The sequence below is a fragment of the Achromobacter sp. Root565 genome, from assembly GCF_001427425.1.
GTDB classification, from domain to species: domain Bacteria; phylum Pseudomonadota; class Gammaproteobacteria; order Burkholderiales; family Burkholderiaceae_B; genus Achromobacter; species Achromobacter spanius_D.
Genome location: NZ_LMGO01000001.1, coordinates 1,950,348 through 1,969,916 on the forward strand (window position 1 = coordinate 1,950,348; position 19,569 = coordinate 1,969,916).

Genomic DNA, 19,569 nt, shown 5'->3' on the forward strand with positions numbered 1-19,569 from the left:
TCAAGCTCACACGGAGCCGCGTAGGCGGCTCCCCTCCGGATTTACCCTAACCCCTTGAAATAACTCGCGGTAATTAAATATGCGAGGTCATTCGCATTTAGGGAATTTACTTATGCCTTTTTAGTATTTGTAAGGCGCATACTCGAGCGGCCAGAATTCGTCCTTGGCATAAATCAAGACCAATGGAACTCCGTCAACTCGAGGCCTTCGCGGCCGTCATGTCCACCGGCAGCGTCACCGCGGCCGGACGGCTGCTGGGACGCTCGCAGCCGGCGATCAGCCGGTTGCTGCAGGAACTGGAGGCCGAAATCGGCTATCCCCTGTTCGCGCGCAGCGGTCCTCGCGTGACGCCGACCGAACAGGGGTTCCTGCTATATGACGACGTTGAACGCGCACTGACCAGCCTGCAGCAGATTCGTGGCCGGGCCGATGAAATCGCGCGCGGCCAGGCGCAGCCGCTCCTGGTGACCGCCACGTCGGCCCTGGCCGCCGGTCTGGTGCCGGCCGCGCTCAAGCGCATTGAAGACCGGCTCGGGACCGCGCGCGTGCAGTTGCGCAGCGCCTCGCCCGAACGCGTGGTGCACGCCGTGTTGTCGGGCGCCGCGCAACTGGGCGTGACCAGCCTGCCGCTGGAACACCGCGGTCTGACCGTGCATTGGATTGCACAATCCCCCTGCGTGGCCGCCCTGCCCGAAGACGATCCCGTCGCGCAGCATGCCGTGGTGCCGGTGTCGGCCCTTGCTGGACGCCGCTTCATCACCATGGCCAATCCCTACCGTCTGCGCCGCCGCCTTGACGCCGCACTGGCGCACAACGTGCAGGCGCTGGGCACCATCGAAACCAATTCGTCCGTCAATGCCTTGGCCGCGGTCCGCGCCGGGCTTGGCGTATCGGTGCTGGAACCCGTGACCGCCTACGGCTCGCCGATGGCGGGCGTGGCGATCCGGCCCATCGACCTGGACATCCCCTTCTTTTTTGGGGTCATCACCCCGCAGTCGCAAACGCTGACGCCGGCCTGCCAGGCCATGGCGGATGCGCTAGCCGACGCCGCCGCGGACCTGCTGCCCGGCTTCGTGCTGCACGACGCCTGCGAGCATTCGGCGCTGTTGCAGTCGATCTACGGCGATGACGCCCCTGTTATGGAAACACCCGCATCATGAATCAGCCCATCGCCACCCCGCCGCAAGGCCTGCCCGCCCTGGAGGCGCGCCTTCGGCAAGACCTGTCCTGGCTGGAACTCCCCGCCAAGAACTGGGTGACGCCCCGGCAGGTCGACGGCCAGCAGGTGCTGGACGTGGCCATCGTCGGCGGCGGCATGGGCGGTCTGGCGGCGGCCGCGTCGCTCAAGCATCTGGGCATTGATGCGCCGATCTTCGATCAGGCGCCCGAAGGCTACGAAGGCCCGTGGGCCACGACGGCGCGCATGGAAACGCTGCGCTCGCCCAAGCAACTGACGGGTCCCGCGCTGGGCCTGCCCGCGCTGACCTTCCGCGCCTGGTTCGAAGCGCAATTCGGCCTGGACGCCTGGGAAGCGCTGGACAAGATTCCCCGCCTGCAATGGATGGAATACCTGCGCTGGTACCGCCGCGTGCTGAACCTGGACGTGCGCAACGAACACCGCATCCTGTCCGTGCAGCCGCGCGCCGACAAGCTGGTGGAACTGGACATCCAATCGCCCGCTGGACGCCGCACCCTCCTGGCCCGCCGCGTTGTGCTGGCCACTGGCCGCGACGGCCTGGGCGGCGCGTATGTGCCCGACTTTGCCAAGAAACTGCCGCGCGACCGCTGGGCGCATTCGTCCGACGTGATGGACTACAACACGCTGGCCGGCAAGCGCGTGGGCGTCGTGGGCGCCGGCGCTTCCGCCATGGACAGCGCGGCGACCGCGCTGGAAGCCGGCGCGGCCAGTGTCGATCTGCTGATCCGCCGCAACGACATCCCCCGCATCAACAAGGGCAAGGGCGCGGGCAATCCCGGCCTGACCCACGGCCACCTGACGCTGCCCGACGAATGGAAGTGGAAGATCCGCCACTACATCAACGCCGCGCAGGTGCCGCCGCCGCGCGGCAGCACGCTGCGCGTGTCGCGCCATCCGAATGCCTTCTTCAACCTGGGCTGCGGCGTGCTGGACCTGGCGCTGATCGACAACGAGATCCACGTCACCACGCCCAAGGGCGTGTTCGTACTGGACTTCCTGATCTTCTCCACGGGCTTTCGCATCGACTGGACCGTGCGCCCGGAATTCGCGCCGCTCGCGCCTCACGTGCGCGCCTGGGGCGACCGCTACACGCCGCCCGCCGGCGAGGAAGACCAGGAACTGCATGACTCGCCCGACCTGGGCGCCGTCTTCGAATTGCAGGAAAAAGTGCCCGGCGCCTGCCCCGGCCTGGATCGCGTCCACTGCTTCTCGTACCCCGCCGCGCTGACGCAGGGCACGATCTCGGGCGATATCCCCGCCATCAGCGAAGGCGCCAAGCGCCTGGCGCAAGGCATCGCCGGCCTCTTCTACCGCGAAGATGTCGCCACGCACTACGCCAACATGGAAGCGTTTGCCGAGCCCGAAGTGTTTGGCGATGAATGGACCCCGGCCCCATCGCCGGCCCCGGCTACGGCCACGCAGGCGGAGACCGCGCAATGACCGCATGGCTGCTACGCCGCGTGGCGCAGGCCGCCGTGGTCGTGTTCCTGATGACGCTGATCGTCTTCGTGGGGCTGCACGCCATCGGCAACCCCGTCGACATCCTGATCGGCCAGGACGTGGACCAGGTGGACCGCGCGCGCATCATCGCCGAACTCGGCCTGGACAAGCCCCTGTGGCAGCAGTACCTGGCCTTCCTGAACGGCGCGCTGCACGGCAACCTGGGCAACAGCTTCGTCTACAACATCCCGGCGATCGAACTGGTGATCCAGCGCCTGCCGGCCACGCTTGAACTGGCGATCACTGCTCTGTCGTTTGCCGTCATCGTCGGTCTGCCGCTGGGCCTGTTTGCCGGCCTGTACCCCGACAGCCGCGCGTCCAAGATGATCATGGCGGGCAGCATCGTCGGCTTCTCGCTGCCCACCTTCTGGGTGGCGTTGATGCTCATCATGGCGTTCAGCGTGTCGCTCGGCTGGCTGCCGGCCAGCGGCCGCGGCCAGACGGTGGAGTTTCTGGGCTTCCAGTGGTCGTGGCTGACGGCCGACGGCTGGCGCCATCTGATCCTGCCGGCGTTCAACCTGTCGCTCTTCAAGATCTCGCTGGTGATCCGCCTGACTCGCGCCGGCGTGCGCGACGTGATGCCGCTGGACTTCGTGAAGTTCGCGCGCGCCAAGGGCCTGTCGCCCTTCCGCGTGGTCTGTGTGCACGTGCTGCGCAACACCATGATCCCGCTGGTGACGGTGCTTGGCCTTGAGCTGGGTTCGACCATCGCATTTGCCGTCATCACCGAAAGCATCTTTGCCTGGCCCGGCGCCGGCAAGCTGATCCTGGACAGCCTGAACGCGCTGGACCGCCCCGTGATCGTGGCCTACCTGATCGTGGTGGTGTGCCTGTTCGTGACGCTGAACCTGATCGTCGACATTCTGTACAAAGTGCTGGACCCCCGGGTGCGGCTGGAGGCCACGGCATGAGTTCCGTATCCAATACCGCGCAGGCGCCTGCCCTGCGCCGCGAGTCGCCGTGGCGCCGCAACCTGGCTGAGTTCCTGTCGTCCAAGACGGCGGTGCTGGGCCTGGTGGTGGCCACGCTGCTGATCCTGGCCGCCGTGCTGGCGCCCTGGATCTCACCGCAGAACCCATATGACCTGCTGCAGATCGACGTGCTGGACTCGCGCCTGCCGCCCGGCACCATGAATGGCCTGGAGACCTTCCACTACTGGCTGGGCACTGACGGCCAGGGCCGCGATCTGCTGTCCGGCATCCTGTACGGCCTGCGCATCAGCCTGATGGTGGGCGTGGGCTCGGCGCTGATCGCCGGCGTCATCGGCACGCTGCTGGGCCTGTTGGCCGCTTACGCCGGCGGCAAGGTCGACGCCTTCATCATGCGTCTCGTGGACCTGATCCTGTCGTTCCCGTCGATCCTGGTGGCCATGATGATCCTGGCGTATCTGGGCAAGGGCGTGGGCAACGTGGTGCTGACGCTGGTGATCCTGGAATGGGCCTACTACGCCCGCACCGCGCGCGGCCAGGCCCTGGTCGAGCGCCGCCGCGAATACGTCGAAGCCGCCCGCTGCCTGGACATTCCCAACTGGCGGATCATGTTGAAGCACATCCTGCCCAACTGCCTGCCGCCGCTGATCGTCATCGGCACGCTGCAGATCGCGCGTGCCATCACGCTGGAAGCGACGCTGAGCTTCCTGGGCCTGGGCGTGCCGGTGACCGAACCGTCGCTGGGCCTGCTGATCTCCAACGGCTTCCAATACATGCTGTCCGGCGAATACTGGATCAGCTTCTACCCCGGCATCGCGCTCTTGATCACCATCGTGGCGATCAACCTGGTGGGCGACCGCCTGCGCGACGTGCTGAACCCGAGGACCCACAAATGACCGACCGCTCCGCCTCGGCTGGCGCGCCGGCCACGCTTGAAGTGCGCAACCTGCGCACCCAGTTCCATACCCGCGCGGGCGTGCTGCCCGCCGTGGATGGCGTCTCCTTCACGCTGGAACGCGGCAAGATCCTGGGCCTGGTCGGTGAATCCGGCTCGGGCAAGTCCGTCACGGGCTTCTCCATCATGGGGCTGGTCGACGCGCCGGGCCGCATTGCCGGCGGCGAGGTCCTGTTTCAGGGCCGCGACCTGACCAAGCTGCCCGCGCGCGAACTGCGCAAGCTCCAGGGCAATCGCATCGCCATGATCTTCCAGGATCCGATGATGACGCTGAACCCCGTGCTGCGGGTGGACGTGCAAATGATCGAGACCGTGCGCGCCCACACCAGGATGAGCAAGGCCGAAGCCCGCATCCTGGCGCGCGACACGCTGGGCATGATGGGCATCCCCAGCCCCGAGGAACGCCTGCTGGCCTATCCGCATCAATTGTCCGGCGGCATGCGCCAGCGTGTGGCCATTGCCATCGCCATGCTGCACCGCCCGGACCTCATCATTGCCGACGAACCGACGACCGCGCTGGACGTCACCATCCAGGCGCAGATCCTGTCCGAAGTGCAGAAGCTGGCACAGCAGCACGGCACCAGCCTCATCTGGATCACGCACGATCTGTCCGTGGTGGCGGGCCTGGCCGACGACGTCGCCGTCATGTACGCCGGCCGCATCGTCGAACACGGCAAGGTCGACGACGTGCTGGACCGTCCGCAGCATCCGTACACCGTGGGCCTGATCGACAGCCTGCCCAGCAACAATCAGCGCGGCCAGCGCCTGCGCCAGATTCCCGGCATGACGCCGAACCTGCTGCACCTGCCGGCCGGCTGTGCGTTCTCGGCGCGTTGCTCGCGCGCCACCGCCGCCTGCGGCCAGCAACCCGGCATCACCCAAGCCTTACCCGAACACAACGTGCGCTGCTTCCATCCTTCCATCCAGATCCACCGCGAGGTGGCGGCATGAGCGCAACCGCCCACGCCCCCACCCCGCTGATCGACCTGCGCCAGGTCAGCAAGCGCTTTGGCGAACGCAAGATCGGCGCCGCCGGCCGCGCAATGCAATCGCTGGGCCTGTCCAAGCCGCCCGCCATCACGCGCGCCGTTGACCACGTGGACCTGATCGTGAACCCGGGCGAAGTCGTCGGCCTGGTCGGCGAATCCGGCTGCGGCAAGTCCACGCTGGGCCGCATCGCGGCCGGCCTGCTGACGCCATCCGGCGGCGAAGTCCGCATCAACGGCAAGCGCCCCGCCGACATGAGCGCCGCCGAGGCCCACGCCTCGCGCCTGAAAGTGCAGATGATCTTCCAGGATCCCTACGCCAGCCTAAATCCGCGCCTGCGCGTGGACGAGATCGTGGGCGAGGCGGCACGCATCCATGGCCTGGTCGGCAATGGCGACTTCGACGACTACGTCAGCACGCAACTCGAACGCGCCGGGCTGGACCCCGCCCTGCGCCAGCGCTACCCGCACCAGTTCAGCGGCGGCCAGCGCCAGCGCATCGGCATCGCCCGCGCGCTGGCCGTGCAGCCGTCCATGCTGGTCTGCGACGAAGCCGTGGCCGCGCTGGACGTGTCGATCCAGGCGCAGATCCTGAACCTGTTCATGGACCTGCGTGAAGACCTGAATCTGACGTATCTCTTCATCAGCCACGACCTGGGCGTGGTCGAGCACCTGTCCGACCGCGTCGTCATCATGTATCTGGGCCGTGTCGTGGAAACGGCGACGGTCGAAGAAGTCTTCCAGCGTCCCAACCACCCGTACACCCAGGCGCTGCTGGCCGAGATCCCCACCCTGAAGTCGCGCCACAAGATCTTTACCGCGATCAAGGGCGAGATCCCCAGCCCGCTCAACCCGCCCACCGGCTGCCATTTCCATCCGCGATGTCCGCATGCGATGCCGCGCTGCAAGACCGAGGTTCCCACCCTGAAGGGAATCGCCATCAACCACCTGAGCGCCTGTCACCTGAACGACATGGCCTGACGATCAATGACTGCGGCACGACCGCCGCGGTCAATGGACCCACTCCGTTCCCCCTCTACCAAGGATCCCGGACAATGAAACGCCTGATTCTCTCGACCCTCACCGCCGCCATCCTGGGCGCCTCGGCCGCTGCCTCCGCAGACAATCTGTCGATCGGCTTTGCCGACCCGCTGTCGTCGCTGGACCCCCAGCTGAACAACCACGCCGGCGACCGCTCGGTGGCCCTGCACTTCTGGGACCTCCTGATCGAGAACAAGTGGAACAAGCTGCAGCCGGGTCTGGCCGTGAGCTGGAAGCCGCTGGACAACACCACGTGGGAATTCAAGCTGCGTGAAGGCGTCAAGTGGCAGGACGGCACGCCGTTCACCGCCGACGACCTGATCTACTCCTACACCCGCGCCCGCGGCGTGCCCGGCAGCGTCGCCACCTACGCCGGCTACCTGCGCACCATCGACACGATGACCGCCAAGGATCCGCTCACGCTCATCGTCAAAACCAAGGCGCCCAACCCCGACCTGCCGCTGAACCTGGCGTCCATCCACGTCGTCAGCAAGCACGTCGGCGAAAAGTCGTCGACCGAAGACTACAACTCGGGCAAGGCCGTCGTCGGCACCGGTCCCTACAAGTTCGTCTCGTACACCCCCGGCGACCGCGTCCTGATGGAACGCAACGACGCCTACTGGGGCGACAAGCAGATCTGGGAAAAGGTCAACTACCGCTACATCAACAATGCCGCCGCCCGCACCGCCGCCCTCTTGGCCGGCGACGTGGACGTGATCGACAAGGTCTCGGTGTCCGACCTGGCCAAGCTGCAAAAGGCCTCGAACATCTCGGTCTACCCGTACGACGGCCTGCGCGTCATGCTGCTGCAACCCAGCTTCAACCCCGCGCCCAACCAGTACATCACCGACAACAACGGCAAGCCGCTGGACAAGAACCCGCTACTGGACGTGCGCGTGCGCCAGGCGCTGAACCTGGCCATCAACCGCAAGGCCATCGCCGACCGCATCCTGCAAGGCGCCGCCACCGAAGCCAACCAGTGGATGCCCAAGGGCACCTTCGGCTACAACCCCGAAATCAAGGACATCCCCAACGACGTCGCCCAAGCCAAGAAGCTGCTGGCCGAAGCGGGCTTTCCGGAGGGCTTCAAGCTGACCATGCACGTCCCCAACGACCGCTACCCGCAAGGCCCGGAAACGGCCCAGGCGGTCGCGCAGTTCTGGACCCGCGTGGGCGTGAAGACGCAAGTGGAAGTCGTGCCGTGGGCCGTGTACTCGGGCCGCGCCAACAAGAACGAATTCGCCGTCAGCATGCTGGCGTGGGGCAACGGCACGGGTGAAGCCAGCTACGCGCTGGTCAACATCCTGGCCACCGTCGACGCCAAGAAGGGTCTGGGCGCCTCCAACTGGGGCCACTACACCAACGCCAAGGTCGACACCGCGCTGGAGCAATCCACCTCGGAATTCGACGTGGCCAAGCGCGAAGCCATCCTGCGCGACTCCGTCAAGCTCGTGTCCGATGACGTCGGCATCATCCCGCTGTTCCACTACAAGAACATCTGGGCAACGAAGAAGGGCCTGAAGGTCACGCCGATGACCAGCGACCGCACGGCCGCCATGATGGTCACCAAGGTCTCGGACAAGTAAGCCATGGCGCCGACCCTGACCATCACCCCCGCGGACGCCCTCATCGACGTCCCGCGCCAGATCCGCGTCGAACACGTGGCGCCCGGCGCGACCGTCGAGATCACCGCCCTCACCCGCCGCAACGGCGTGGTCTGGCAAGCCCAGGCCGCCTACACGGCGGGCGAGGACGGCGTGGTCGACCTGACCCGCGACGCGCCCGTCTCGGGCGACTACACCGGCTTGTCCCCGATGGGGCTGGTCTGGGCGCAGTCCCCCGACGACGGCAAGAGCCGTGAATACTTCAACCACCCGGTGACCGACGCGCTGGTCACCGACGTGGTGGCCCGCGCCGAAGGCGCAGAAGCCCGCGCCACGTTCACGCAGCGCCTGGCGTCCGACGGCGTCACACGCGTCGAAGTCCGCGAGGAAGGCCTGGTCGGCACCCTGTACCTGCCCGCCGGCAGCGCCCCGGGATCGCATCCCGCCGTCATGATCCTGAACGGGTCCGGCGGCGGCATCAACGAACCGCGTGCCGCCCTGTACGCCTCGCGCGGCTACGCGGCCTTTGCGCTGGCGTACTTCAAGGCGCCGGGCCTGTCGGACTACATTTCCAACACCCCGCTCGAATACTTCCAGACCGGCCTGCGCTGGCTGCGCAAGAAGGTCCAGCCCAAACACGACTTCGTCGCCATCAGCGGCCAGTCGCGCGGCGGAGAACTGGTGCTGCTGTTGGGCGCCACCTTCCCCAAGGAAGTGTCGGCCGTCGTGGCCTATGTGCCCGGCGCCGTCGTCCACAGCGGCCAGAACGCCTGCGACCCCAAGATCGGCCGCGAAGGCCCCACGTGGCTGCTGGGCGGCAAACCCATTCCCCACGTCTGGGAAAACAACCGCACCGCCACCTGGGCCCCGTTCGATGAAGGCCCCGCGCCGCATCGCCACGAAAAGGCCATCCTGACCGCGTTGCAGGACCCCGACGCCGTCGCCCGCGCCCGCATCCGCGTCGAAGACATCGAAGGCCCGGTCATGCTGCTGTCCGGCACCGACGACGGCTCGTGGCCGTCCAGCCTGTATTCGAAGATGGTGCAGGACAAGCTGGCCGACGTGCAGCACCCGTACCCAGTCAAGTGGCTGGATTACGAGAACGGCGGCCACTCCATCCTGTTCCCCTACGTGCCCACCACGCAGCTCGTATACGCCCACCCCGTGTCGGGAAAGATCAGCACCAGCGGCGGCAATCCCAAGGACAACGCTCGCGCCGACCAGGAGTCCTGGGAAGGCGTGACGTCGTTCCTGGATGCGGCGGTGAAGGCCAAGGGCGCGGCGGCTGGGAAGCCGGCTTCGACTGCGAACGACGCGCGCAACGCCGGCTGAACGAAACTTTAGGAGACCTCATCCATGGCACAACAACCCATCGTCTACGACATCAACAAAGACATCGTCGACCAGCTCGTGGGCCTGACGCCCGGCACGCAGACCTTTGACGTGCGCCACAAGCGCGACAAGGTCGCCGCCGCCACGCAAGGCAGCTACGACGCCCTGTTTGACCCAGCCCTGCCCGGCCTGTCGCAGGCCGACCGGCTGCTGGTCGCGCTGTATGCGACGCGCATCACCCCGTCGCCGCTGCTGGCTGCGCACTACCGCGCCCGCGCCGTGGAAGCGGGCGCCGCGGCAGCGGACATCGCCGTCGCCGAATCGGGCAAACCGGCTGACGCCGCCAACCCGCAACTGGCCGCCGTGCTGGAATACACGCGCAAGCTGATTGAAAAGCCTGTTGAAGGCGACGAGGCCGCGTTGAAGACGCTGCCGGCTGCGGGGGTTTCCACGCCTGCTGTCGTGACTCTGTCGCAGCTCATTGCTTTCCTGTCGTATCAGACGCGGCTGGTGGCTGGGCTGGTGGCGATGAAGGCGGCTGAAGGTCAGCCTGCCGGTGCTGCTGCCGCCGATGCCACGGCCGTGGTCAATCCCGGCACCACCGAACCCGGCGCCGTCATCAAGGCCCACGGTTTCACGAACGAAGTCCTGGAATGGAAGGCCTGGCTCGACGTCGTCAACGTCGACACCGCCACGCCCGAGCAGATCGCCGTTCTGGAAGAAAGCCACCCCAAGGCCAAGGTCTCGGATTACTACCTGTTCCTGGTCCACCAGCCGGAAATCCTGCGCCAACGCTCCACGGCCTTCAACGCCATCATGTACGCCCCGGGCGGCATGTCGCGCGCCGAACGCGAACTTGGCGCCACCGTCGTGTCGCGTGTGAACGGCTGCGTGTACTGCGCATCGGTGCATGCGCAGCGGTTCGAACAACTGGCCAAGCGCAATGATGTGATTGAACAGGTGTTTGAGAATCCGATCACGGCTGGCACGACCAAGCGTGAACAGGCGATTGGGAAGTTCTCGATCCAGATCACCGAAGCCCAGGCGGACGTGAATGCGGACAGCATCCAGGCGTTGAAGGACGTCGGGCTGAATGACGGCGAGATCCTGGATCTGCTGCATTCGGACGCGATCTTTGCGTGGGCGAATCGCTTGATGCTGAATCTGGGTGAGCCCGTCCTCGTGACGGTCTGAGACGCTCCTTTGATCTGGGTGTCAGACACCGCCCGTTGCTCCGGGTGTCTGACACCCTGCGCTGACCCAGGTGTCTGACACCCCTGCGCTGACCGAAGTGTCCGCCCCCTGCGCTGACCGAGGTGGCCGCCCCTCTACGCTGACCGAGGTGTCTGACACCCCTACGAGATCGCGGCCGCATTGCGAGCCCGTTCCCAGGGTGTCAGACACCGGCCCCCACCGTCCCAAATTCACCCGGTGTCAGTCACGCGGGGAGTTACACTGTCCCTTCCCGCACTCCACGCGCCCCGCCCCTGCGGGGCGCTTTGCCTTTCCCCATGTCAGAAAAAACCCACGACATCCGCCCCGGCCAGTCGATCGAACTGCTCAAGGCCCTGCACATCCTGACCCGCGACGGCAAGATGAACCAGGACAGCCGCCGCAAGCTCAAGCAGGTCTACCACCTGTTCCAGTTCATCGAGCCGCTGCTCAAGGATGTTCAAGAACAACGCGGCGCCGTTACCTTGGCCGACCATGGCGCGGGCAAGTCGTATCTGGGGTTCATCCTGTACGACCTGTTCTTCAAAGAGCAGCCCGAGGCGCTGAAGAACGGCTCGCACATCTACGGCATCGAAACGCGGGAAGAACTGGTGAAGTCGTCAGAGGAACTGGCCAAGCGGCTGGGGTTTGGCGGCATGTCGTTCCTGAACCTGTCGGTGGCTGAGTCGATTACCTCCGGCAAACTCCCCGCATCGATCGACGTCGTCACCGCCCTGCACGCCTGCAACACCGCTACCGACGACGCGATTCATTTTGCGTTGGAGAAAAAGGCCAAGTACATCGTGGTCGTGCCTTGCTGCCAAGCGGAAGTGGCGTCGGTGCTGCGAAAGAACAAGGCGAAGGCGCTGGCCGATCCGCTGGCCGAGATCTGGCGGCATCCGTTGCATACGCGCGAGTTTGGTAGCCAGATTACAAATGTGCTGCGGTGCCTGCAGCTTGAGGCGCATGGGTATCAGGTCAGCGTAACCGAGCTGGTTGGCTGGGAGCATTCGATGAAGAATGAGCTGATCATTGCGCAGTACAAGAATCTGCCGACCCGCAAGCCTGCGGAGCGGTTGACTGAAATGCTTGATCGGATTGGGTTGCAGGAGTTGAAGGATCGGTTTTTCTTGCCGCAAGTTGCCCAACACTGAAAAGACCGCCTGCAGCAATGAATTTTCCTCAATACCTTGATCGGGTTCGCACGGTCTGCAACGCGCACGGACACGCGCTAAACCTTAACCCGGGTGCGGCGGAATCGGCACTGGAAGCAGTAGAGGCGGAAATTGGCTTAGCCATCGCAGCGGACGCCAGGCAGGCTTGGCTTCTGGCCAATGGCGCCGAGCGCGATGCGCCAGTATTCATGCGGCCGGGCTATCTGACGGCCTATGATTATCTGCCGCTGGAAAAGGCGGTTGCGGGAAGAGCCCGCATGGCGGACCGAGCGCCGCGCTATGCCGGATACGAAGAACCAGAACCGCGGGATGCGCGCATCAGAGGCGGCTGGTTTCAGCCGGGCTGGCTACCCTTCGCCAGTTTTGGTGGCGCCACGCTGTTGTTGATGGTCGACCACTCGCCAAGCGAGTCCGGCACGCCGGGACAGATCATCGCTTTCACCCATGACCCGGACCAGATCACCTGGGTGGCGCCGAGCTTTGAGGCGCTGCTGACGGGGTCGATTGCCGAGATCGAGGCCGATCCGGAGGAGTTTCTCGGGGAGTATTAAGGCGGAGTATTAATAGCCCCGACGAGACAAAGCGCGCGAAATGCTGATGATCCTTATCTTCCCCCTTGTATTCGTCGGCGTACTGGCATTCTGGCTGGCAAGTGTTGTGAAGGGACGCTCGGTAACAGGAGCGCCGCCTGCGCTTACCGCTGCCCTCGTGGCATTGGTAGTTTGCTATGCCTTGGGACTGATACTGATATCAATAGACCCTTGGTTTGACGACAACGGCGTACCAGAATTCATCTCCTGGAAATACCGTTGGGCATGGGCGGCATCGGTCGCGGGCTGGCTCGCAATCGTTGTCTTGCCGGCGCTTCTCGGACTTCGCGCGTTCTTCCTTCCGCGCACTAGGCGTCAGGATAAGCACCAGTAAGCAGCGATTTCATGCTCATGGCAATCGGCCGGAACACGATGCACGACCACACGCCGAGCCAGACTACGCTTGGCCTTCCGCCAACTCATTCATCTGGTCCTGAGCCATCCCCATGGCTACTGGCGGAAAGACGATGCACCACGCATTGAACCATCCCGTGGACCGGCGGCGTGAGGAAGGACGCTGCTCCCGGGCCTCAAATGGCGCTTCATCGAACGACCTGCCCCGAACTGATGCCAGCAGTAGCAGTGCGACCCCCATCGCGGCTATGCCAACAAGTGCCCAATCGCCATCAGATTGAAATTGGAGGAAGATGGACGAAGCTGCATAGTAAATTGCGGAGGTGCTCACCATTTCGCATGTACTCCACACCGCGAAAGCGCTCGCAAACGCGTGTCGGTCGGGCACGGCGCGAGCGTCCAGCGCACGGAGGCAGTTTCTGCTTGCATGAATACCGCCGGGTCAGAAATTGAGAAGATGCCAAAAAAGTGGCCGTGACTTTCGTCACGGCCCTAGATAACGGCTAACTGCGTCACCCTACCTATGCCCCAACTTTCAACGCCATTTAGCCGCCGCTGCTTTATCCAGATTACTGGCCGCAGATCCTCGTGAAATCTGAAGCAGCCGTTCTACAGCGAGCGCTCGCTGGGGACGGAATATGGATTTATCAGCGTTTCACCTGCAGCACATCGCATGCTGCAGGCGTATGAAACCACCGCGTCAATCATTACGGAAATAAGACTACTTCGAATCTTTTGGGAAAATTGGCTGACTGGCCATTAGGAGTGATCGGCTTGGGCTGATTAATCGGCAAGCGCGCTATTCAGAATGAGAGCATTTGGAAATTCTCCATTTCTGTTGGACAGTCCGTTCTCCGTGGAGCCGTATGCGGGCTTGGCCTGGGCGAACCTTCGCAGCCGCGCGCTCCAGGAATGCGATGGCAGCGCCGCGCTTTCGGGCGCCAGTCAGAGCGACCAGTCCACCAGCACCACGCTCGGTGTGCGTGGCCGCCAGGCGCTGACGCCGGACAAGTTCGAGGGTGCGCTCACCGCCGGCGCTGGCTGGCGCCATGCATTTGGCGACCTGAACCCCACGACGAAGATGGCTTTCGACGCGGGCGACGCGTTCACGGTTGCCGGCGTCCCCCGTAACGCGGCGCTGCTTGAAGCCGGCTTGGAATCCTTTAGAAGAGTGCCCGCAGCGAGGCGCTTACCGTACGGTCTGTTGCCCCGCTGCCGAATTGCCCGTCGATCGCCACGCTTGCCGTGACGCGCGACGTGACCTGCAGGTCCAGCCCCGCACCGATCACCACGGCGTCCTTGCCTAGCGGCACGCCGCTGATGGTAAAGACATCACCGCCCTGGAAAGACACATTGGACTGCGGCGTGATGTCGCCGTAGGCGCGGCGCCATCCCACCAGGCCGCGCAGCGTTGCATCAACGGGGCCTGCGCCGATTTGCGTCGATCCCCGCAACCCTAGCGTGGAGAATGTTGTGGCGGTGTTGTCGCCGCGGCTGCGCAAAGCGGCCAAGCCGCCGGTTTCAGTAAAGCCGTCGGTGTGCAGATTGACGTAAGCCAGGTTGACGAAGGGTTCCAACGTTGCCCGGTCATCGCCCAGGCGATAGCCCAGTTCGGCAAAGGCCTGCGCGGTGTTGGCGCGATAGTCCGCCTTCATGCGCCCGCCCACCGCGGCAACGTTCACGTCACGCGCGGAATCGATGTCGTGCCACGTGTAGACGCCGCCCAGCCGTAAGGCGAGCCGATCCCATTGCGTGCCGCCATAGACGCCCAGATGGTAGTCGTCCGTGTCGCTGCGAGCATTCTGATCGTCGACCTTGTAGCGGCCACGGCTATAGCCCGCCAGCACCCCCACGCGCCACGAGCCCGTGGGCACGTCCACGCCCATCACGAAGCCCGCCGAATCGCGGTCAATGCGGCCGGCATTGCCATTTCCGTTGGTGTGGCCCCAGCCGCCCCAAGATTGACCCCAAGCGACTCGGCCGTTGGCGCAGGTGTCGCCGTTCGATCGCCCGTCACGCTCGCGCGGCTGGCCGGCGCCTTCGGTGCAAAAAGCGTTGCGCAACCGATCAATGGCCAGATCGCGCGAATAACGACTGTCGTACAACAGTGCCCCCTTGGCCGAGGCCAGGGCCGAGCCAGACAGCTGATCCAGCGCACTGCGCGCCGCCTCGAAGCTGGGCGAATTGAGCAGCGCGTCGGAGACCGCAGTGCCCGTTGCTCCGCCGACGGTGGCGCTCTGGTTGGGCGTCTCGGCAGCGTCCTGCACGTTGCCGGTTTGCGTCACCGTCAGGTAGGCGCCGTTCTGGTCGTAGCGATCAGCCAGGGTCAGAAACGGAGAAATCACCGTGTCTCCGCTGACCGCATAGGTCCCGGACAATCCGCCCGTCGCGGCAAGCACCTGGTAGGACGTGCCCACCTTGTAGAGTTCGGAACCGGCCCTGACCACGGACATGGCCGCGCCGTTGTCCAGCGTGGCGGTCCCGTCGACCGTGATCCGATCCGACGCGCCGCCGCCGATCTCAACGATGTACGTGGAGCCGGCTTGCTGCAAGTAGTTGCCGTTGATATGCAGCGCGCCGATGGAATTGCCCGGGGCAATGGCGCCGCCCGACTGTACGGTAGTCGCCCCCACGGTGCCGCTACCGCCCAATGTGGCGCCCGCGCCCACGGTGACTGCGGAGTTGGCGAAGACGCCGTTGATGATCAATGCGCCGGCTTGCACGCGCGTGGCGCCCGACATGGCGCCGCCGCCGTTGAGCACGACGCGGCCGATTCCTTGCTTGGTCAGCGTGCCGGAGCCGTCGATGACCCGGCCATCGACCACGTCAAGTTCCTGAGTCAGTACCAGCGCGCCGTCATTGCGGATGTCGCCGCTGCCCAGATTGGCGAACGACGCCACCACCGTTCCGCTAGCGATATCTGTGCCGCCGGCATACGTGTTGGCGCCGGTCAGCGTCAGCGTCCCCGCGCCGGTCTTGGTCAGCTTGCCCTCGCCGCCGATCGCGCCGGTGCTTTGCAGATCGGCGTCGGTCTGCAGGACGCCGCCGTCCGCGCCCAATTGGATATCGCGGGCCGTGCTCATGATTGTCGTCGTGTGCAAGGCGCCACCATCCAACGTCACCCTGCCATTGCTTGCGCCCAGGCTGGCATCGCTGGCTATCGACAACGCGCCATTCCGGATGGTCCAGCTCGTGGTTTCCGACGTGTCGCCTGTGAGCGTCCAGGCACTTGCGCCGTCCTTCTCGAACACGCCGAAACCCTGATAGGCGGCGGCGCTGCCGGCCGCCCCAAGATCGGCGACGTTGAAGGTGGCGTCATTGTTTCCGCCCAGGCGCAAGGTGTCGGCGCGGCTGAATGCCACGGCGTCACCGTTGAGCACCGACCCGGCTTGCAGCTCCAGTGTGTTGACGCCGCCGATGAACGACACGGCCGCGGCTTGCACGCGGGCTGGCGCACCAGCCCCGGACCACGCGCCGCTCAAGGCGCCCGTGATGGTGCCTGCGTTGATGACTGTGACGTCGACGCCCTTGACGCCCGCGCCGCCTGCGCCCGTCTGGCCGCCGACCACGCGCCCTGCGCCGCCCACGCCCCCGGTGATGGTGCCGCCGGCCAGATTCACGACCGTGCCGCCGTGCGTCAGTTGCACGCCGGCGCCGCCGCCTCCGCCGCCGTTCGCCGTGATCGAGCTCCCGGCGCCGCCCACGCCACCCACGATGGCGCCGCCATTGACCACGCTTGCGCCGGCCTTGAGCAGCATACCCATCGCACCGCCACCTGCTCCACCGGTCAGCGTCGCACTGCCGCCAGCGCCGCCGATCACGGTGGCAGCGGTTGCCACATTGACCTGGGAATTGGAAAAGATGCCAGCGCCGCCGCCGCCGCTGCCGGCATTGCCCTGTGCGCGTCCAGCGCCGCCACGCACCGTGACCCCGCTCAGCACGGTCAAGTCCGCCGACGCTGACACGCCTACGCCGCCGCCTCCACCGCCGCCCGCGGTGCTGACGTTGTTCTGCGGATTGCCGCCCGCACCGCCCGTTCCTCCGGTCACGTTGGTGCCGATGGTAGAGGCGCTGGCGATGGTTTGGCCCGTGGTCCCGGTTGTGCCGGCCACGCCGGGACCCTGCCCCAGGCCCGTACCGGTATCGCCCGGACCACGTGCGCCGCCCGCGGCGCCATTGCCGGTGTCAAGGTCCACCGCACCGCCGCCGCCGGCCGAACCGGCATTGCTGCCGATGCCGATGCTTCCCGGGCGGCCCGTGGCCTCGGCCGCCGTGCCGTCGATACCCCCCGCGCCACCTGCGACCTGCGTCGGACCCGAGCCCACCGGACTGCCATAGCCGCCATCGGCTCGCGCCGCCGGGGTCGCCACGACTGCACTGATTGTGGTCGCTACCAGAACCGCCAATGTCTCGGGACGCAAACGCCTTTTTTGGTTTTCTTGTTGACGTTTGTGATGCGACATTCGCGCGCCCCTTTGTTCGGCTTGTGAAGGCTGCGAAGTGTAATAGGGCAGAATTTCGGCGTTGCGAATAACCTTTCGGGCTGGTCAGGCGTTCGGTGTTTCACGATGATGTGCGGTATGCCGCGCATGCGAATTCGCGGCACGGCAAACGCAGAACCTTCTCATCGCCCTGCCTGACGCGACCTGCATCAATTCCCGGAGCTCCGGCGCAACCGATCGGAAGATTCCTTATTCAAGCGCTTCGCTTCGTCTTCCGCGTAGTCTTCCTCGCCCGATTCGTATTGCCCTTCATAGATGCAACTGCTGCGCAGCAGTCCACACTCGCCGACTACTGAGCATCCCGAACTGAGCGCGGCCAAAAACAACACGACACCGCACCGGCCTAATGTTTGAACCGACATATCGCTCCTTATCTTTACTTCGGTTTGAATTGAAAGAACCGATAGCTTAGAGGGGATATGCCAGCCTACTGTGCCTAGCGGTGTATCAAGTTGTCTCGAGCTTGGCGGCATCCAGCAGTCAAAGATGCCGATGGCTGCAGCCCATGACCTGCCCCGTCAGTTCCCCAATCAAGCCAGCCAGCCCTTGCGCACTCTCGCGATCCAGCCCTTCGCATTGCACCATCCGGAATCCCATCGCAAAGGTGTAGTGCCAATCGAGCTCAAGGATGCGGTAACTGCGTCCGCTTTGCTCGCAATGCCATTGGACGGCCGGATTCTCGTAGGCTTCGCCGATGAAGTCGATGTGCGAATCGGCGGGCATCGGCGTGGCCGGCTCGTTCGATCCCGGCACGCTCGGCGCGGAGAGATTTTCGCCGACCATGACGCGGGGATTTGGCCCGTCGAAGGCCAGCAGCATGATGGGGAAGTTTTTGGGATCGGCGTCGTAGTCTTCTCGAACGAGGTCGCTCAGGTAGGGTCTGGCCGACGGGCCGAGGCAGTAATGAACGCTATGCCATGACGCGTCGTCTGCGTCAAAACTGTTGTTGTTGGTGGCGCGGTAGGGAATGGTGTCGCCCTGTGCTGGCAAGACGTAACTCCCTTCCAGCAGCTGCGCTTCCAACGCGGGCCAATTGGGCGGCGGCAGATGGACGTCACGGGGGAAGATGAATTGGTGGTGTTCAGACATGAGCGGGAAATCCGAAAGCCGTGAAGGTTTGGCGAGCTCGCTTGATGACGGACGCGCATTGAAGCGATGATGCTGGAGTATTACAGAAACAGGTGTCATGCAGTTTGACGATCAAGCCGCCCGCATCGGCCCTTCACTTCACCGCAGAGTTTCCCCCGTCAGCGAACATCGCGGACCCTGTGACGAAACTCGCCATCGGGCTCGCCAAAAACAACGCGGCAGATGCAATCTCCTCGGGCCGTGCGATTCGCTTCATGGCATGCAGCCCAGCCGCCCATTCCTTCTGCTCAGCATTCCCGGCCATTGCCGTATCCACGCCGCCCGGCATCAGCGCGTTGGCGCGGATGCCTTGGTCGCCATAGTCCGCGGCGATGCCCTTGACGAGTCCCATCAAACCGGCTTTGGCCGCGCCATAGGCGGCCATGCCCGGCAGACCGACGCTGGTGCCAACGAAACTTGAGGTGAAGATGATTGCGCCACCCCCGCGCGCCAGCATGGCAGGGATCTGATGGACGCTGCCTAGAAAGGCGGCGTGAAGATTGACGGCGATGGTCGCTTGCCAGTCGGCGAAGCTGATATCCGCCAGCGGCCCGACCGGCCCAGTGGCGCCGGCGTTGTTGAAGGCGATATCCAGCCCGCCGAACGCTGCTTGCGCTTCGGCAATCAAGCGCTCATGCGTGCCGGGCTGGCTGGCGTCGCCCGCAACGATACGCACCTCACCGCCTTGCGAGCGAATCCGAGCCGCCACGTCTTCGAGCGCTTCGTCGCCTCTGGCGTTCAATACGACGTTGGCGCCTTCGGCACTGAATAACAATGCCGCGGCGCGGCCGATTCCAGACGATGCGCCGGTAATCAGGGCGACCTTTCCTTGCAAGAGGTTCATGATGGATCTCCGATTTGGATGGATTTCCGTGATTCTCGGCAGGGACCGCCAGAGCGGATATCCGGTTATTGCGGTTTATGTATTGCGCGGTGTCTGACACCCGGGTCAGAGCGCCGCAAACTTGCCAAGGCATCTCCTGGGTGTCAGACACCCGAACCTGTCTTACACGCCCCGCCGGTGTCTGACACCCGGGTCAGCGCCGCTGCAAACTTGCCAAGG

General features: G+C 64.9%; 16 protein-coding genes. 13 read left to right on the forward strand and 3 right to left on the reverse strand.

From position 1 onward, the window contains the following. Positions 1-182: 182 nt before the first annotated feature. The 13 genes from ASD71_RS08745 (at position 183) to ASD71_RS27590 (ending at position 14,125) form a co-directional block, all read left to right on the forward strand. The gene (locus ASD71_RS08745; RefSeq protein ID WP_056562094.1) at positions 183-1,160 is read left to right on the forward strand and encodes a LysR family transcriptional regulator; all 978 of its coding nucleotides are present in this window, start codon (positions 183-185) and stop codon (positions 1,158-1,160) included. Then, the gene (locus ASD71_RS08750; protein ID WP_056562097.1) at positions 1,157-2,638 is read left to right on the forward strand and encodes an NAD(P)/FAD-dependent oxidoreductase; all 1,482 of its coding nucleotides are present in this window, start codon (positions 1,157-1,159) and stop codon (positions 2,636-2,638) included. The genes ASD71_RS08745 and ASD71_RS08750 overlap by 4 nt, the downstream gene beginning before the upstream one ends. Further along, entirely contained in the window at positions 2,635-3,609 is a 975-nt protein-coding gene (locus tag ASD71_RS08755) for an ABC transporter permease (protein WP_056566643.1), read from the forward strand. The genes ASD71_RS08750 and ASD71_RS08755 overlap by 4 nt, the downstream gene beginning before the upstream one ends. After that, positions 3,606-4,523 (forward strand): ABC transporter permease, encoded by a 918-nt coding sequence (locus tag ASD71_RS08760; protein ID WP_056562100.1) that lies wholly within the window; start codon positions 3,606-3,608, stop codon positions 4,521-4,523. The genes ASD71_RS08755 and ASD71_RS08760 overlap by 4 nt, the downstream gene beginning before the upstream one ends. Then, on the forward strand, positions 4,520-5,533 hold the full coding sequence (locus tag ASD71_RS08765; RefSeq protein WP_056562104.1) for an ABC transporter ATP-binding protein: 1,014 nt from the start codon (positions 4,520-4,522) through the stop codon (positions 5,531-5,533). Before ASD71_RS08760 ends, ASD71_RS08765 begins: the two co-directional genes overlap by 4 nt. Continuing rightward, positions 5,530-6,549 carry an ABC transporter ATP-binding protein gene (locus ASD71_RS08770; RefSeq protein ID WP_056562107.1) on the forward strand — a complete coding sequence of 340 codons (1,020 nt, stop codon included), beginning with the start codon at positions 5,530-5,532 and terminating at the stop codon, positions 6,547-6,549. The genes ASD71_RS08765 and ASD71_RS08770 overlap by 4 nt, the downstream gene beginning before the upstream one ends. A gap of 74 nt (positions 6,550-6,623) precedes the next feature. After that, positions 6,624-8,195, forward strand: a complete 1,572-nt coding sequence (locus ASD71_RS08775) for an ABC transporter substrate-binding protein (RefSeq protein WP_056562110.1) — start codon at positions 6,624-6,626, stop codon at positions 8,193-8,195. Positions 8,196-8,198: 3 nt separating this feature from the next. Next, on the forward strand, positions 8,199-9,545 hold the full coding sequence (locus ASD71_RS08780; protein WP_056562113.1) for an acyl-CoA thioesterase/bile acid-CoA:amino acid N-acyltransferase family protein: 1,347 nt from the start codon (positions 8,199-8,201) through the stop codon (positions 9,543-9,545). 24 nt (positions 9,546-9,569) lie between these two features. Further along, on the forward strand, positions 9,570-10,739 hold the full coding sequence (locus ASD71_RS27585; protein WP_082578833.1) for a peroxidase-related enzyme: 1,170 nt from the start codon (positions 9,570-9,572) through the stop codon (positions 10,737-10,739). A gap of 317 nt (positions 10,740-11,056) precedes the next feature. After that, positions 11,057-11,911, forward strand: coding sequence for an SAM-dependent methyltransferase (locus ASD71_RS08790; RefSeq protein WP_056562116.1), 855 nt, complete (start codon positions 11,057-11,059; stop codon positions 11,909-11,911). Positions 11,912-11,928: 17 nt separating this feature from the next. After that, complete coding sequence (locus ASD71_RS08795) at positions 11,929-12,483, forward strand: SMI1/KNR4 family protein (protein ID WP_082578834.1); 555 nt, start codon at positions 11,929-11,931, stop codon at positions 12,481-12,483. Positions 12,484-12,523: 40 nt separating this feature from the next. Next, entirely contained in the window at positions 12,524-12,856 is a 333-nt protein-coding gene (locus ASD71_RS08800; protein ID WP_056562123.1) for a hypothetical protein, read from the forward strand. An 828-nt stretch (positions 12,857-13,684) separates the two neighbouring features. Then, positions 13,685-14,125 (forward strand): autotransporter outer membrane beta-barrel domain-containing protein, encoded by a 441-nt coding sequence (locus ASD71_RS27590; protein ID WP_082578835.1) that lies wholly within the window; start codon positions 13,685-13,687, stop codon positions 14,123-14,125. On the opposite strand, the gene ASD71_RS08810 is transcribed toward ASD71_RS27590, so the two are convergent. The 3 genes from ASD71_RS08810 to ASD71_RS08820 all read right to left on the reverse strand — a co-directional run bounded on the left by ASD71_RS08810 (position 14,040) and on the right by ASD71_RS08820 (position 19,350). Beyond that, positions 14,040-17,246, reverse strand: coding sequence for an autotransporter domain-containing protein (locus tag ASD71_RS08810; RefSeq protein ID WP_056562129.1), 3,207 nt, complete (start codon positions 17,244-17,246; stop codon positions 14,040-14,042). The genes ASD71_RS27590 and ASD71_RS08810 overlap by 86 nt on opposite strands. 612 nt (positions 17,247-17,858) lie before the next feature. Then, the gene (locus tag ASD71_RS08815; protein ID WP_235512066.1) at positions 17,859-18,566 is read right to left on the reverse strand and encodes a hypothetical protein; all 708 of its coding nucleotides are present in this window, start codon (positions 18,564-18,566) and stop codon (positions 17,859-17,861) included. A gap of 34 nt (positions 18,567-18,600) precedes the next feature. Beyond that, a complete protein-coding gene (locus tag ASD71_RS08820) occupies positions 18,601-19,350 on the reverse strand; it encodes an SDR family oxidoreductase (protein WP_056562134.1) in 750 nt (249 codons plus the stop codon). Positions 19,351-19,569: the final 219 nt, after the last annotated feature.